We start from the raw sequence: 15,448 nt of genomic DNA on the forward strand, positions 1-15,448 counted from the left end.
CCCGCCACGACGCGGAACTCAATGCTCAAGCACTAGGCCGAGGGGGAGTCGTATCACTGAGTCCCATTCAGCAGATTCTGCAATAGGATCACTTCTACCTGACATAACGATAATTATCGGCGATAAGCGGAAGGGGTGCTCGGCGGTGTTCAGTGTCACTTTGTGAGGAGTTTCAGGTACTGCTTGCGTGCCGGCATGGCATGGATGATGAGCTCGTTGCCGCTGTCGAAGACCAGTAGAACGAGTTCCAGCAACGCTCCTTCGGAGCTGAAGCCGAGAATAAGTCGACGCGCTGGGTTGCCGTCGTCCAGGTAGCTTTCGTGGACCATGTTCGTCACGGCATGCAGGGCGTCTTTTTCGCTCACGCCATGTTTGCCGGCCGACGCGTGAACGCTCCTGATCACGAAGCGTGTAGGTACTGACGCACTGCTTCTCGGACCACGTCTGACTTGCTGACGTGGCGTTCCGCAGCGTTCTGGGTCACCAGGTCCATCAGATCCTTTTCGAAGCGCACCGAGAGCTGAGCTGCAGGCGCCAGACCCATAGTTGGTCGCCCGCGCCGAGGAGCATGAAGCTGGTCGGGTGCGTAGCCAGCCTCCGCTTCGCCTGCCCAGGCTTCAATCATCTCCTCAGTGATAGGCACGCCATCGATGGTTTCCACCTTTTTCGTCATACAAAAAGCATACTCGCCCCAACTTGGTGTGCAACCCGCCCTCGCGGGCTCAGGCGGCAACAGCACCTGGCGGCAGTAGGTTTCCTGCGCTGCATCCCGGCTTGCGCATCGCCGTCGACAAAGATGCTCAGGGAGTGTCGCTGGGCTCCAACATCGCAGTTGTCCAGACGTTGTCTGGACAACTGCGATGTTGACAGAAAAAGCTGTCGGCGCTTCGAGACACGGAGGGAGACGGGTCATTCATGCCGTGTTCGAAACGATCTAAGCCGCTACCTGAAGCGACGTAGTCCGGAACTCTGTAAGTGCGTGACTTGTGCACGCAGCCAGCAATTGAGGTTCGTCAACTCCAGCTGACAGAAGATAGGTTATCGGCGATTCAGGCGTTGCTCGGAAGGACCCGAATTGTGTACATCTCCTGCTCCTATTTAGAACGTGCCGCAGACGTGGGACGGTCTCCACTTAACTGTCCGCACAAGGTATGGCTTATCTTCAGGCCCGTATGGGCGCAGACGTTTACGGTCGGCACAGAATTAGAGGTTCCGAATGAAATGTCCAATGGCCGTTGCCGTCGGTTTCCAGAGGATAGACCCGGTTAGTTATTGGAAAAAGTCCTTGCGTCAGCGCTCTACGAGTGTCATCTCGAAGCTGTAGGAATCGGCGCGGTAGACATGATGACCAGTCTCTATCCGGCGGCCCGTATCGTCCACGGCGGTGCGTTCCATGGTTACGAGAGCGGAATTAATGTTCGTCTCAAGTAGGGGCGCTTGATGGTCGTCGGCGATCGTTGCGCCGATTCGCTGCGTTGCCAGGCGGAAGTCGACACCGGCGCGGCGCAGAATCGGGTAAAGGCCTTCGGCGGCAAGAATGGCTTCGTCGAGGGCTGCGATGTCATCGCGAACCCAGTTCTCCATCAGCGCCAGCGGCTTGCCGGCCACTTTGCGTAGGCGGGTGAAGTGGTAGACCTTGGAACGGGCGGGCAGTTGAAGGCTGGCGAGTATGGGGGCGTCCGCCTCCATATGCGAAAAGCTCAAAACCTGAGTGGTGGGTTCTTTGCCGTTGTTAATAAGGTCGTCGAATAGGCTGGAAAGCTCCAGCGGTCGACGGACCTGACCGGAAACCACCTGCGTTCCCACACCCCGCTTACGGACCACCAAACCGGATCGGACCAATTCGTCCATAGCCCTGCGCATGGTTGGGCGAGACAGGTTGAGCCGAGCCGCCAAATCGATTTCGTTGTCCAAGCGACTGCCCGGTTTTAGGGCGCCGCTGAAGATGGCGTCCTCGATGCCCTGAACGACTTGGTGGTACAAGGGCACCGGGGATGAGCGATTGATGTTGAAGCCAAGGTGGTTGCTCACTGAATGTTCCCCGTGTTCCGTGCTCAGCCCATGGGCCTTCCATGACGGGAAGCGCCGAGCTTGTCACTGTTTGTTCTTTTGATAAGACATATTTCGGACGCCCGCCCCATCGACGTATCAGCCGAAATTCGCAAGGACGATGTTGTGCTGGTCTCCTATGGCTGGACCGGGCTCCGTAAGCGAGTGGCTCTTCAGTGGCAACTCCACCATGGCTGGGTACGGCAAATCGGAGGGGCAGGACAGTTACATCCGGCTGCCATTTGGTGCCTGGCAACGGTGCCGCCGGCAGAAAGTGCCCCTTCCTGAAAACGGTTGGGACGGGGCACTTCTTACGCGAAGACAGCGCTAACAGACCACTCAAATCGTCACCGTGACCGGAACACCACTCAACCGTCCGCACTTCCGCGAGTTGTTAGTTGTAAAGCTCAGGCATGACGTTGAGCTGGACCTTGATCTTTTCGCCCGATTTCTGGGCTTCGACGCCGGCTTCGCAGCAAGCCGCTGTGGCGTAGCCATCCCAGGCCGTGGGGCCACCAACCTCACCTCGGCGGGCAGCATCAACCCAGGCCTGTACTTCCACGTCGTACGCCGCACCGAAACGGTCCTCGAAACCCGGCGTGACCGTGCCGCCCCAGCGGCCGGCGCTGCGGACATAGGCCCCGGTATCACCACCGATGTCCACGATCCCGTCCTCGAAGGACGCCTGCGTGGTCACCTGGTATCCAAACTTGGCGTTGACGAAGATCTCGACATCCGCGAGGATGCCCGACTCACTCTCGATCAGGATGTGCTGGGGATCGTGCTGGCCCTCCGGCGCGTTTCTCGTCGCCTTGCCCTTGCGGACCTGCACCGAGGTGATCTCCTCACCGGTGAGGTACCGGATGACGTCGAACTCGTGCACAACGGAATCACTGATCAGCATCTCGTTTGTGAAGCCGGGCGGGGTAGTGGGATTACGGTGTTGGTGGTGCAGCATGAGCAGCTCGCCGAGCTCGTGATCGCGGATGATCTGGCCCAGAGCGGAGTATTCGGCGTCGAAACGGCGCATGAAGCCGACCTGGATCCGCTTGCGGTCCAGCTCAACCTCCGCCTGGACAATCTTCCAGGAGGACTTGGCGTCCGGAGTCAGCGGCTTCTCGCAGAGTATCGGCAAATCCTTCGCCAGGGCTTTGTAGAGGATGTCCTCGTGCAGGACACCAGGGGTCGCAATAAGCACGGCATTGACGTCGCCGTTGTTAAGGGCTTCATCGGCGTTCACGAGGGCGACGGCCCCGTCGATGCCTTTGATAGCGGCTTCTGCCCGGGCGAGGTCGACGTCCACGACGGCGGCAACTTCGGCTCCATGAATACGTTTGTGGAGACGCTCGATGTGATCAGCGCCCATGCGTCCGGCGCCGATCACAGCTACGCGGAGGGGTTTAGCCATGGTTCAGTCCTTTATGTCTGGCATGGATGCGGTCAGCTGACGCGGGTGCGGGAGCCGCAGGAGAGGAGGTAGTCGCGGGTCCTCGTGGCGATGGGGAGCGGCACGTCGAAGGCAACCGGGTACATGTCCTGCTCCACGATGCCGAAGATCGGACGGTTCAGGGCCTCGACCGCCTCGATCACGGCCCGGAGGTCCGGCAACCCGTGCGGCGGCTCGGTCATGACGCCGGCGAGATTCGCTGCCGCCCACGTCATGTTCTCCTCATTGACCTTCGCCAGGATGTCCGGGTTGATCTGCTTCAGGTGCAGGTACCCGATCCGCTCCGGATAGTTCTTGATCAGCTCGAGGCTGGACGCACCGCAGTACTCGGCGTGGCCGGTGTCCAGGCACAGGTTCAGATATGTAGGGTTCGTGGCGGCTAGGAGGGTTTCAATATCTTTTTGCGCTCCAACGTGGGAATCGGCGTGGGAGTGGAACTGCTGGTGCAGTCCGAAGTCCTCCAGCAACACCTTGCCCAACCGATTGTGCCCTTCGAACAGATCGCCCCATTGCTGGTCATCGAGCGTCCCGGATTCAACGGGTTCACCCGTGACGTCGTCCCGCCACATCGCTGGAATGACGACGATGTGCTTGCCGCCCATGGCCGCTGTCAGCTCCGCCACGTCCCGGGCAGGCTTCCATGCGGCGTCCCACTGGTCGAGTCCCCGGTGGAATGCGGTGAAGACCGTTCCGGCGGAGACGGTCAGGTTGCGCTGGCGCAGTTCGTCGGCCAGGCGGATCGGATCGGTCGGCAGATACCCGTAGGGGCCCAGTTCGATGCAGGAGTACCCGGCTTCGACGACCTCATCGAGGAAACGTTCCCAGGGCGTCTGCTTCGGGTCATCCGGGAACCAGACACCCCAGGAGTCCGGCGCCGTGCCAATGATGAGCTTGTTCTCTATTTCCGTCATAACAGCATTTCTTTCTGTGTGTCCTCGGTGATCGGGTGTGGCAGCGGAAGTTCAGTCGCGCTGCACGCGGCCTTCGGTGGTGTCGTCGGCTCGTCCGGGAACCGTGTCCTGACCTGCAGTGGAAGCGTCGACCAGATGGCCTACAACGCCTTCGGGGCGTGCCGCAGTGTTGTCGTCGGCGTGGGAGGGGAAGTTGAACGAGGCTCCGGAGGCTGCGGATGGTTCGGGCCAGCGGGAGGTGATGACTTTGCCGCGGGTGTAGAAGGAGACGCCCTCGGGCCCGTAGATGTGCTTGTCGCCGAACAGCGAGGCTTTCCATCCACCGAAGGAGTGGTAGGCGACCGGCACGGGCAGGGGTACGTTGATGCCGATCATGCCCACGGTCACGGAGCGCTGGAAGGTGCGGGCGTGGGCGCCGGAGGAGGTGAAGATGGCGGTGCCGTTGCCGTAGGGGTTGGCGTTGATGAGTTTGATGCCGTCGTCCAGGTTGTCGACCCGGACCACGACGAGAACGGGGCCGAAGATCTCCTCGGTGTACGCGGTCATCTCGGTCTTCACGTGGTCGATCACGGTGGGTCCGACCCAGAAGCCTTCCTCGTGGCCGGGGACGACAAGGTTGCGTCCGTCGACCACCATGGCCGCACCGGCTGCTTCTGCTTCGGTGACGATCGTTTTGATCCGGTCCCTGGAGGCGGGGGTGATCACCGGACCCATCTCCGAATCGGAGGCGGTGCCGTTGCCGACCTTCACGGCCAGGGCACGCTCTTCGACGTTCTTCACGAGCAGGTCGGCGGCCTCACCGACGGCCACGGCGACGGAGATGGCCATGCAGCGTTCGCCGGCGGAGCCGAAGGCAGCTGCAGCCAGGTGATCGGCCGCGTTCTCGAGGTCGGCGTCGGGCATGATGATGGCGTGGTTTTTCGCCCCGCCCAGCGCCTGGACACGCTTGCCGTGCGCGGTCGCTGTCTCATGGACGTACTTCGCGATCGGCGTGGAGCCGACGAAGGAGATGCCGTCCACATCGGGGTGGGTCAGTAGCCCAGCGACTGTTTCCTTGTCGCCGTGCAGGACCTGGAAGACACCGTCGGGTAGGCCTGCGTCCTTCCAGAGCTTGGCCAGGAGCATGGACGCGGAAGGGTCGCGTTCGGAGGGCTTGAGGATGAAGGCGTTACCGGTGGCGATGGCCATGGGTGCCATCCACAGGGGCACCATGACCGGGAAGTTGAAGGGTGTGATACCCGCGACGACGCCGAGGGGTTCACGGAAGGAGAAGACGTCGATGCCGGTGGAGACCTGGTCCGAGTAGTCACCCTTGAGGAGGGTGGGAATGCCGCAGGCGAACTCCACGACCTCGAGGCCGCGGCCGATCTCACCCTTGGCGTCGGAGAGGACCTTGCCGTGCTCGGCCGTGATCAGTTCAGCGAGCTCGTCGACGTGGGAGGCGACGAGTTCGCGGAACTTGAAGAGCACCGCGGTGCGCTTGGCCAGGGAGATGTCCCCCCAGGTGTCAGCAGCTTCGCGCGCCGCGGCAACGGTAGCGTCGAGGTCTTCCCGGTTGGCCAGCCGCAGTTCGCCGCTGACGGCGCCGGTGGCCGGGTTGTAGACGGAGGCGGTGCGGTCGCCGGATCCGGCCGTCTCCGCACCGTTGATGAAGTGGTTGATGGTGGTGGTGGTCGTCGTTGACATGGTGGACTTCCTTGGTCTGTGAAGGGGAGTTTCTGTGTGCCGCGGGTGCTCAGGTGTTGCTCAGCGGAGCAGTTTTTGCTGGCGGGACTTGTGGTCGGTGTACGCCTGGTAGGCCTGCTGGGTAGATTCAATATCCGAGACCTGGGAGACGGGGACGTCCCACCACGATTCGGAGCTAGGAGCGTCGAGCAGCGGGTCGGATTCGATGTGGATCAGGATGGGCCCAGAATGATCCGGTGCTGCCTTGGCATCACGGACGGCCTGCTCAAGTTCAGCGATGGCCTTCTCCCCCGGTTCGATCCGGAAGACTCTCACGCCCAGGCTTTCGGCGTTCAGCGCCAGGTCGACGGGCAGGGTTTCACCTTCGTCGAAGCTGTGTCGTTCCTCGTTCAGCTCCCGGTACTGGGTGCCGAACCGTTGTGAACCAAGGGACTCGGACAGGGCTCCGATGGAGGCGTAGCCGTGGTTCTGGATGAGGACGACGATCAGCTTGATCCGCTCGGCGACGGCCGTGACCAGTTCGGTGTGCATCATCAAATAGGAGCCGTCGCCCACCATGACCACGACGTCGCGGTCCTCGCCGCCGGCAGCGGCTTCCGCCAACGCCGCCCGCTTAATCCCGAGTCCGCCGGGTATCTCGTAGCCCATGCAGGAGAACGCGTACTCCACGTGATAACCGAACGGGTTCCGGATGCGCCACATCTTGTGCAGATCACCGGGGAGGGACCCCGCGGCGCACACCACCACGTCCTGGGAATCCATGGCCCGGTTGGTCGCGCCGATGATCCCGTTCTGGGAGGGTAATGGCGCGAAGCGCTTATCGAACACCTCATCCACTGTTGCGTCCCAGCGGGCCTTTTCCGAGGCGATCTGCTCCTGAAGATCAGCGCCCACCCGGTAGCTGCGGCCCAGGGCCTGGTTCAGTTTCACGAGTGCCTTGCGGGCGTCGGCCACGATGGGCAGGGACGTTCCGTGCTTGTAGGCGTCAATTGGTGCGACGTTGATGTTGATGAATTTCACGTCCGGGTTCTGGAACGCGGTGCGTGAGGCGGTGGTGAAGTCCTCGTAACGGGTGCCGATGCCGATGATCAGGTCCGCTTCGGCGGCGATGGCGTTAGCCGCTGTCGTGCCGGTGGAACCTATGGCGCCGAGGCAGTACTGGGAGTCCCAGGGCAGGACGCCTACGCCGGCCTGCGTGTAGCCGACCGGGATCCCCGTCAGTTCAGTGAAGCGGGCGAGTTCATCGTTGGCGTAGGCGTACAGCACACCACCGCCGGCGATGACAAGGGGCCGCTTGGCACTGCGGATCGCCTCGACTGCCCGGCGGATGTCGTCGTGGTCCGCGTCGGGGCGGCGGATTCGCCATTCCCGCTCCGCCAGGAATTCCTCGGGCACGTCCAGGGCTTCGGCCTGGACGTCCTGGGGCAGCGAAATCGTCACCGCCCCTGTCTCGGCCGGATCGGTCAGTACGCGCAGACCGTTGTGGAACGCCGAGAAGATCTGTTCTGGCCGGGAAACCCGGTCGAAGAATTTCGACAGGGGCCGGAAGGCGTCATTGACGGTGAGGTCGTACGCGTAGGGCTGCTCGAGTTGCTGAAGGACCGGGTCCGCGACACGGGTGGCGAAGGTGTCACTTGGCAGCAACAGCACGGGCAGGCGGTTGGTGGTGGCCAGCGCTGCACCGGTGAGCATATTGGAAGATCCAGGACCGATTGAGGCGCTGATTGCGAAGGTCTGGCGTCGCCGGGTGTGCCGGGCGTAGCCGACGGCCTGGTGGACTTGTGCCTGCTCATTGCGGCCCTGGTAGTACGGCATGATTGTCGGGTCCAGTTGCTGGTACTGCTTCAGCGCTTGGCCGATACCGGCGACGTTGCCGTGTCCGAAGATTCCGAAGGTTCCCGGAATCAGCCGTTCCCGGACATCATGGTGGCTGATGCGGTCTACCGTGTACTGCTTGGAGAGGTATTCGACGATGGCCTGGGCTACGGTCATCCTGCGTGTTGCAGTTCCCATGGGTGGTTTACTCCGATACTTCTACGACGTGGTTGAGGAGGGACGCCGCGGCAGCGACGGCGCCTGCAACGTCTCCGTCTTGGGGGTAGAGAAGCGTGCGCCCAACGGTCAGGCCCTGCACTCCGGGCAATGCCAGTGCTGCCTTCCAACTGGAAAAGACTTCGTCCTGGGTTCCTGTCGGGTCCCCGCCCAGCAGGACCGTGGGCATCGTGGTCGCGGCCATAACGCGTTCCATGTCGGCCACGACGGGAAGTTTCATCCACGTGTAGGCGCTGGTGGACCCCAGTCCTTCTGCGATGGCGACGGACTTGATGACGGCGTCGGTGGAAAGGTCATTGCGGACTTTTCCGTTCTCGCGAACCGAGAGGAACGGTTCCACCATGGCAATCAGTTCGCGCTCAGCGAGGGAGTCGATGACCCGGGCGGTGGCCTCCAGCGTGGCGACCGTGTCGGGATCGCCCAGGCAGATGCGGGTGAGCATTTTGCCGCCATCAGCTCCCACAGCCTCCAGAGCCGCAGCGGTGTGCCCGGTAAAGCGGTCGTCAAACTCGTTGACTAGCCCCGCGAGGCCGCCACGGTTCATTGAACCGAAGACCAGCTTGCCTTCCAGGGCGCCCAGCAACAACAAGTCGTCCAGGATGTCCGGGGACGCCAGGACACCATCGACAGCGGGATTCGCCAACGCAATCTGCAGCCGATCCAGAAGTTGCCGGCGATCGGCCATAGCCACTGGATTCGACCCCACAGCAATGGCACCGCGGGCAGGATGGTCTGCTGCCACGATGAAGTTCTGCTTGCCATACTTCAGGCCAAGGTGGTGGCGTCGGGCCTTGGCCGCGCGGGCAATAGCAGCCGGGTCCTCAAGCCGCAGCGCGCTCAGGTGCTCATAACGCCGCGGATCGTCGTCCACCCCGGCGGCACCTCCGGGGGTGCCCATGCTTGTCCTTGCATCGCCGGTGGTCATGTTGGTGCTCACAGTGTTGTTCCTTCTTCGGCAAGCTGCGGAACAGCACGGCCGCGTTCGGCCAGCAGTGAGGTGACTTCGTCCGGGGTTGGCATCGCATCCGCGCAGGACAAACGGGAAGCCACAATGGCTCCGGCTGCGTTGGCATAATCCAGGACCTGCGCCAGCGGCCACCCGGACAGTAACCCGTGGCAGAACGCACCGCCGAAGGAGTCCCCAGCACCCAGGCCGTTAACCGTCTCGACCGGGACCGGGGCGGATACCACCCGCTCGCTACAGGTTTTGGCCATCACGCCCTCAGGGCCAAGCTTGACCACGGCGATTTCCACGCCGGCGGCGAGCAGACGGTCCGCCTGCTCATCCGGGGTGCCCTCCCCCACAACCACGGAGCATTCCTTGTCATTACCGATCGCGACAGTGACGTGCGGCAGGATTCGGGCCACCTGCTCCCGGGCTTCTTCCTCGGAGGCCCAGAACATCGGCCGGTAGTCCAGGTCCAGAATCGTGTGCTGGCCCGGTTTCAGTTCCTCACGCTTGCGTGCCTGGTGCGCCTGGATGTGCGCCTCGCGGCTGGGCTCCTGGCACAAACCGGTCACCGTGGTCCAGAAGATACCTGCATCCCGGACGGCATCCAGATCAAGCTCGACCGCTTTGATCTGCAGATCTGGGGCAGTAGGAAAACGCCCATAGAAGTACAGGGGGAAGTCCTCCGGGGGCTTGATCGCGCAGAAAGTGACCGCCGTCGGATACTCCGTGACTGAGGAAACGAGGGCATCATCCACGTTGAACTTTCGTAGCTCCCGGCGCAGGTAGGTGCCGAAGGCATCGTCTCCTGTTCGGGTGATCACTCCGGCCCGGCGCCCGTGGCGAGCTGCGGCCACGGCGACATTGGACGGGGAACCGCCGAGGTACTTTCCAAAGGACGTGACATCCTCCAGGTCCACGCCAATGTCATTCGGGTAGATATCAACACTGATACGCCCCATTGTTAGCAATTCGTGGGTCACGGTAATCGCGAACCTTTCTGGTATGAACTCTGGATTTCTATGTATGGGGAGCTCGGGAACTGGCACTCTGTGATGAAAACACCGGCACCACTTCGCTCCCATAGCAGCCAGCGGTAGGGACGAGTGCCTCGGAGGTGTCCAATCCGAGCAATAGACCCCTGAACGTGGCCCATGAGCGCGATGACGCTGAGCCAGGCCGTGCTTCCGGGACATGAAGGGTGCTTTGTCTCGACGAAAATTCAATCAGTAGCCGATTTGAGGCGCGTTCCTGCAGCCGGAAAGGCTACCGGCTCCCGCGACAGGGTCCTCATTCACGGCCGCGCGTGAGCCGATCCAGAAGGTTGTGCTCCGCCCGCGACGTCAGCTACTTCGTTCTGGACCTCCTGGACGACAGTGGAGTGTCCTCCGAGTTGTTCGAGTTCGTGAGCGAGTTCGGCCAGTTCGGCGCCGCCGGCCATCTGGGCGGTGAGCTCGTCCAGGGTGATGTCCTTTTTGTCGTAGTAGCCGATCGATTTGCCGCGCTTGAGGAGGAGGAACCGGTCTCCGACGGGGAAGGCGTGGTGCGGGTTGTGGGTGATGAAGATGACGCCCAGTCCGCGGTCGCGTGCCTGCAGGATGTATCGCAGCACGACGCCGGACTGTTTGACGCCCAATGCGGCCGTCGGCTCGTCGAGGATCAGGACTTTGGCCCCGAAGAACACGGCCCGGGCGATCGCCACGCACTGGCGTTCACCGCCGGACAGTTGCCCGATGGGTTGCTCCACGTCGCGCAGGTCGATGCCCATCTCCGCGAGTTCGTGCTTGGTGATGTCCTTCATCTTTTGGACATCCATGCTCTTGAACGGCCCGAACCCGCTGGTCAGTTCCGAGCCGAGGAAGAAGTTCCGCCAGATCGGCATGAGCGGTACCACGGCGAGGTCCTGGTATACCGTGGCGATTCCGGCGTCGAGCGCGTCGCGGGGGGAGGTGAATCTCCGTTCCTCGCCCATGACTTTCATCGTTCCGGCGTTGTGTTGGTGCAGGCCGGCGATGATTTTGATCAGGGTGGACTTGCCTGCGCCATTATCACCCAGGACGCAGGTGACCCGGCCGTTGTCCACGGCCATGGTGACGTCGCGGAGCGCCACGATGTTTCCGTAGTTCTTGCCCACTTCGTCGAGGGAGAGCAGGTGCACGGGGGTGTGGGTCAGCGGGTCGCCCTCGTTCTGGAGCAGGGTTTGCTGGTCGATTTGTTTGGCATTCATTTCTGGGGCCCCTTTACTTCTGTTCCGCGCGGCGTTTGACGATCAGGTTCACGATGGTGGCCAGGAGCAGCATGAGGCCCAGGAAGAACTTGAACCAGTCCGGGTTCCACTCCGCGTAGACGATGCCCTTGTTGGCCATGCCGAAGATGAAGGCACCGATGGCGCCTCCGATCGCCGAGCCGTAGCCGCCGGTGAGGAGGCAGCCACCGATGACGGCGGCGATGATGTAGAGGAACTCGTTGCCCACGCCTTCACCGGATTGCACGGCGTCGAATGCGAAGAGGTTGTGCATGCCTAGGATCCAGCCGCAGAAACCGACGGCTATGAACAGGCCGATCTTGGTGGCTCTGACGGGTACGCCGACTGCCCGGGCGGCGTTTTCGTCGCCGCCGACGGCGAAGATCCAGTTGCCTACCTTGGTGCGCAACAGGACCCAGGATGCCACCGCGACGAGGGCGATCCAGATGAAGACCGTATTTTGCACGTCGATGCCGCCGATGTTCACGGAGGAGGAGAACACCGCCCGGGCCGACTCGTAGCCGTCCATTGAAGAAATTGACGGGGAGGACACGCCGCCGCCGATCATGCGGGTCAGGCCCAGGTTCAGGCCGGTCAGCATCAGGAACGTGGCGAGGGTGACGATGAAGCTGGGCAGCTTGGTCTTCATCAGAATCCAGCCATTGATGTAGCCGATGGCCAGCGAGACCACGAGGGCCAGGACTACCCCGACCCATACGTTCATGCTGAAGTACCAGCTGAACATCGACGCGGTGAGGGCTGAACTGATGACGGCAACACCGGTGGAGAGGTCAAACTCACCGCCGATCATCAGCAATGACACACCCACGGCCATGATCCCGATGGTGGAGCTGCCGTACAGGATGGTGGCGAGGGAGGTGGGCTGGATGAACGTCTGGGAGACCGAAGCGAAGAAGATGAACAGGACGATGGCGCCCACCAGGGCACCGACCTCCGGCCGGCCGAGAAGCTTTTGGAGCGGGTTTCTTTTGGCGACACGCTCGTCGGCTGCGGCGGGGGGTGTCTTGGGTTTTGTCTGTGTGGCAGTCATGATGATTCTCCTTGCTGCCGGGCCGGCGATGGCCGGCCCGGCGAGCGGGCTGTTAGCGGATGCCCTCTTGGGCGAAGGCGAGGACGTCGGCCACGTTCTCTTCGTCGACGATCGCCGGTCCCGTCAGTACGGGTTGGCCACCGCCGATCTTGAAACCGCCGCGCTTGTTCTGCCAGAGGGCGTCAATCGCGCCGTAGCCCTGCAGCCACGGCTGCTGATCCACGGTGAAAGCGACTTCACCGTCGGTGATTGCCTTGCCCAGTTCGGCGTTCATGTCGAAGGAAACGATGGGTGCCTCGCTGTTGGCAGAGGCAGCGGCGTCGACGAGGGTGAGGGTCACGGGTGCTGCGAGTCCGATCACTGCGTCGGCCTCGGACGTCGCCTGCAGTTTGGCCGTGACGGTGGAGGAAACGCTGGTCATGTCGGTGCCGGTTACGTAGAGGTTCTCGGTTCCTGGGACCTTCGCCTTGACGCCGGCGCACCGGGCTTCCAGAGCGACGTTGCCTTGTTCCTGGATGACGCAGATCGGGTGTTCGACGCCCATCTCCACCAAGCGGTCACCCACCGCGTTCCCGGCGATGCTTTCATTTGAGCCGAAGTGGGTGAAAGCTCCAAGTTGCGCTGAGACATCGCCGCCGGCGTTCAGGCTGACAATGGGAATGCCGGCATCCGCGGCCTTTTTCAGGACATCCTCGAGCGCCTCGGGTTTCGCGAGGCTAACGGCTATCCCGTCAACTTCCTGGTCGATCGCCTGCTGGATCAGCTGTGCCTGCCGGCCGCCTTCGGGATCGGAAGTGTAAAGAAGCTCGGCATTGTCCTTCGCCGCAGCCTCTTCAGCGCCCTTGCGCACGATGTCCCAGAAGGTGTCTCCGGGGGGAGCATGAGTCACCAAGGCGATCTTGATTTGGGGAGTTGAAACGACTTGGCCGCCTGCTGCGTCAGCGGTGTCGGCCGGCTTGCCGCCCTGACTCGAACACGCACTCAGGGCGATCATGGGGATGAGCGCGGCAGCGGCTGCCAGTTTGCGCATAGAAGTTTTCTTCACGGTGGATCTCCTTTGATTCCGGTGGATGAGTCAGCTGTCTGCCTGCCACGGGGAGGCAGGGACAAACCGACTTGTTACTACGAACGGGGTAAAGCTTTGTCAGTCTTCGAAGGCGGCGCGGAAGGCCGCAAGTGCGGTGTCGCCAGATGGTAGGCCCGGGCCGGAAACGGCTCCGGCCTCGAGGCCGATGACGCCTGTGTAGTCTGCGTCCCTTAGGGCCGCGGCTACGGCACGGTAATTGATTTCTCCGGTGCCGGGCTCGAACCTGCCCGGTACGTCGGCGACCTGGATCTCTCCCACACAGGGCAATGCGGCCCTGACGAGTTCGATCAGGTTTCCCTCACCGATTTGGGCGTGGTAAAGATCGAGCATCATTTTCACGTTGGGGTGGTCAACTGCCGCGACCAGTGCCAGCGTGTCTTTAGCCCGTGCCAACGGTATGCCGGGGTGGTCCACGATGGTGTTCAAATTCTCCAGTGCGAAGATCACACCGTGCTGCTCCCCCAGGACAGCGAGCTTTTCCAAGGTGCGCAGACCGGTCAGCCACATCTGACCGGTGGATCGCTGGAGAGGGCGGACAGCTTGTCCGCCCTCCCCAAGCTCGGCGGGGTGGACGACCATGCGCTCAACACCAAGTTCCAGAGCCACAGGAATAAGCTTCTCCGCCGAGGCAAGTACTTCACTGGCACTGTCGGGGTCGATGAGGCTCCCGCCGAAGTAACCGCTCATCGAAGAGAATCGGGCCCCTGTTGCGGCGAGGGCGGCAACGTCCCGTCCCCGCATATCCCAGAGCTCAACCTCAAAGCCTTGCTCGTTGATCCTCTTCACGCGTTCAATCAGGGGCAGTTCGCCGTAGACCATTTCGGCGCACACGGCCAGCCGGAAGCTCATGCGTTCTCACCTGTCAGCTGGAGTTCAGGCTCAGCAGGACGGAGTTCGGCGATCGATGCGACGTCGACCGGGGTTCCAGACTCAGCAGAGCGAAGCGCCGCCAGGGCTACCGTCAGGGCGTTCCGGGCGTCGGCGCCTCCGGGGCCAGGCGCCCCGGCCGCCTTGAGGCCATCGCGGCGGTTCTTCACGGCGTCGACGAAGTGCGCGAGTTCCGCGGTGTAGGCATCGTGGAAGAGATCCACGTTCAGGCGGACGGTGGCTGAACCGATTCCAGCGGCCGTGTAGGCCGTAGCGCTGGACGCCTGAGGTCCTCCCGCTGCTACCATTCCGGCGGACCCGAACACTTCCCCGCGCACGTCGTAGCCATACAGCGCATTGAAGTTCGCCTCGGCCACGGCGATGGCCCCGTTGCTGTACGTGATTGTCACTACGGCCGTGTCCAGCAGGCCCGTAGTCTTTGCTTCTGGCGCGACCAGTGCGTCAGCGACCGCATGCACACGAACAGGAACAGCGCCCGGGTTCAGCCAGTTCAACGTGTCGAAGTCGTGGATGAGGGTTTCCAGGAAAATTGTGCCCGGCGGAATGCGCTCCGGGTTTGCGATTCCAGCGCTGCTGCCCGGGTCGCGGGTCAATGATCGCAGTAGCTGTGGGGTTCCCACGGCACCCTCATCGATGAGCTTCCGTGCTGCAGCGAAATCCGACGCATATCGCCGGTTGAAACCGAACTGGACAACTACGTCCGCCGTTTCGGCTGCGTCCAGGGCTTCATCGAGCTCTTCCACTGTCCGGCCTCCGGGCTTTTCGCAAAACACGTGCTTGCCCGCCTTCGCCGCCTCCGCGATCAGGCCGGAGTGGAAGCGTGCCGGTGCCGCGATCAGGACCGCATCGATATCCGGATCAGCAATCACGTCTGCTGGGTCTGTGCTGATCTTGGTGACGCCCAGACGGTTGGCCAACGCCTCGACAGTGGGAAGCATCGGATCAGCAATTGCTTCAAGGCGAGCATTCGGGATGCGCTGCGCGATTGATTCGGCATGGAACTTACCAATCCAGCCAGCCCCGATTAGGCCAACACGAACCGGGCGGTTTTCGGTAACAGGATGCTGAAGGTATGACATGAAA

The 15,448-nt window shown here is 62.3% G+C and carries 13 protein-coding genes and 1 pseudogene; all 14 read right to left on the reverse strand.

All coding sequences use genetic code 11. The annotated features are described in order from the left end of the window. Nucleotides 1-155: 155 nt before the first annotated feature. The 14 genes and pseudogenes from IWX65_RS13915 to IWX65_RS13980 all read right to left on the reverse strand — a co-directional run bounded on the left by IWX65_RS13915 (nt 156) and on the right by IWX65_RS13980 (nt 15,444). Complete coding sequence (locus IWX65_RS13915; protein WP_334683864.1) at nt 156-365, reverse strand: toxin; 210 nt, start codon at nt 363-365, stop codon at nt 156-158. Nucleotides 366-400: 35 nt separating this feature from the next. Then, entirely contained in the window at nt 401-673 is a 273-nt protein-coding gene (locus IWX65_RS13920) for a ribbon-helix-helix domain-containing protein (RefSeq protein ID WP_196883728.1), read from the reverse strand. 617 nt (nt 674-1,290) lie between these two features. Beyond that, complete coding sequence (locus IWX65_RS13925; RefSeq protein WP_196883729.1) at nt 1,291-2,031, reverse strand: GntR family transcriptional regulator; 741 nt, start codon at nt 2,029-2,031, stop codon at nt 1,291-1,293. 412 nt (nt 2,032-2,443) lie between these two features. Next, nucleotides 2,444-3,457 (reverse strand): Gfo/Idh/MocA family protein, encoded by a 1,014-nt coding sequence (locus tag IWX65_RS13930; protein WP_196883730.1) that lies wholly within the window; start codon nt 3,455-3,457, stop codon nt 2,444-2,446. A gap of 32 nt (nt 3,458-3,489) precedes the next feature. Continuing rightward, nucleotides 3,490-4,407, reverse strand: a complete 918-nt coding sequence (locus tag IWX65_RS13935) for a sugar phosphate isomerase/epimerase family protein (RefSeq protein ID WP_196883731.1) — start codon at nt 4,405-4,407, stop codon at nt 3,490-3,492. Nucleotides 4,408-4,587: 180 nt separating this feature from the next. Then, nucleotides 4,588-6,093 (reverse strand): annotated as a pseudogene (locus IWX65_RS13940) (CoA-acylating methylmalonate-semialdehyde dehydrogenase); the annotation flags it as partial. A 60-nt stretch (nt 6,094-6,153) separates the two neighbouring features. Further along, nucleotides 6,154-8,106, reverse strand: coding sequence for a 3D-(3,5/4)-trihydroxycyclohexane-1,2-dione acylhydrolase (decyclizing) (gene iolD / locus IWX65_RS13945; protein ID WP_196883732.1), 1,953 nt, complete (start codon nt 8,104-8,106; stop codon nt 6,154-6,156). Nucleotides 8,107-8,113: 7 nt separating this feature from the next. Further along, on the reverse strand, nt 8,114-9,043 hold the full coding sequence (locus IWX65_RS13950; protein WP_196883781.1) for a Cgl0159 family (beta/alpha)8-fold protein: 930 nt from the start codon (nt 9,041-9,043) through the stop codon (nt 8,114-8,116). A 35-nt stretch (nt 9,044-9,078) separates the two neighbouring features. Continuing rightward, complete coding sequence (iolC, locus tag IWX65_RS13955; protein ID WP_196883733.1) at nt 9,079-10,077, reverse strand: 5-dehydro-2-deoxygluconokinase; 999 nt, start codon at nt 10,075-10,077, stop codon at nt 9,079-9,081. A gap of 311 nt (nt 10,078-10,388) precedes the next feature. Further along, a complete protein-coding gene (locus IWX65_RS13960; protein ID WP_196883734.1) occupies nt 10,389-11,321 on the reverse strand; it encodes an ATP-binding cassette domain-containing protein in 933 nt (310 codons plus the stop codon). 13 nt (nt 11,322-11,334) lie between these two features. After that, complete coding sequence (locus tag IWX65_RS13965) at nt 11,335-12,390, reverse strand: ABC transporter permease (RefSeq protein ID WP_196883735.1); 1,056 nt, start codon at nt 12,388-12,390, stop codon at nt 11,335-11,337. Between the two features lie 52 nt (nt 12,391-12,442). Next, nucleotides 12,443-13,435: a substrate-binding domain-containing protein gene (locus tag IWX65_RS13970; protein ID WP_334683865.1), complete on the reverse strand. Its 993-nt coding sequence runs from the start codon at nt 13,433-13,435 to the stop codon at nt 12,443-12,445. 99 nt (nt 13,436-13,534) lie between these two features. Next, a complete protein-coding gene (locus IWX65_RS13975; protein WP_196883736.1) occupies nt 13,535-14,326 on the reverse strand; it encodes a TIM barrel protein in 792 nt (263 codons plus the stop codon). After that, a complete protein-coding gene (locus IWX65_RS13980; protein ID WP_196883738.1) occupies nt 14,323-15,444 on the reverse strand; it encodes a Gfo/Idh/MocA family oxidoreductase in 1,122 nt (373 codons plus the stop codon). Before IWX65_RS13980 ends, IWX65_RS13975 begins: the two co-directional genes overlap by 4 nt. Between the last annotated feature and the right edge of the window lie 4 nt (nt 15,445-15,448).

It is taken from the genome of Arthrobacter sp. CAN_A214 (genome assembly GCF_015751955.1).
Lineage (GTDB): Bacteria > Actinomycetota > Actinomycetes > Actinomycetales > Micrococcaceae > Arthrobacter_D.

Bases quoted from the DNA above. Each gene is read 5' to 3' on its own strand.
- IWX65_RS13920 (WP_196883728.1), bottom strand. From the start codon at position 673: ATGACGAAAAAGGTGGAAACCATCGATGGCGTGCCTATCACTGAGGAG.
- IWX65_RS13930 (WP_196883730.1), bottom strand. From the start codon at position 3,457: ATGGCTAAACCCCTCCGCGTAGCTGTGATCGGCGCCGGACGCATGGGC.
- IWX65_RS13935 (WP_196883731.1), bottom strand. From the start codon at position 4,407: ATGACGGAAATAGAGAACAAGCTCATCATTGGCACGGCGCCGGACTCC.
- iolD (WP_196883732.1), bottom strand. From the start codon at position 8,106: ATGGGAACTGCAACACGCAGGATGACCGTAGCCCAGGCCATCGTCGAA.
- IWX65_RS13950 (WP_196883781.1), bottom strand. From the start codon at position 9,043: ATGGGCACCCCCGGAGGTGCCGCCGGGGTGGACGACGATCCGCGGCGT.
- IWX65_RS13960 (WP_196883734.1), bottom strand. From the start codon at position 11,321: ATGAATGCCAAACAAATCGACCAGCAAACCCTGCTCCAGAACGAGGGC.
- IWX65_RS13965 (WP_196883735.1), bottom strand. From the start codon at position 12,390: ATGACTGCCACACAGACAAAACCCAAGACACCCCCCGCCGCAGCCGAC.
- IWX65_RS13975 (WP_196883736.1), bottom strand. From the start codon at position 14,326: ATGAGCTTCCGGCTGGCCGTGTGCGCCGAAATGGTCTACGGCGAACTG.
- IWX65_RS13980 (WP_196883738.1), bottom strand. From the start codon at position 15,444: ATGTCATACCTTCAGCATCCTGTTACCGAAAACCGCCCGGTTCGTGTT.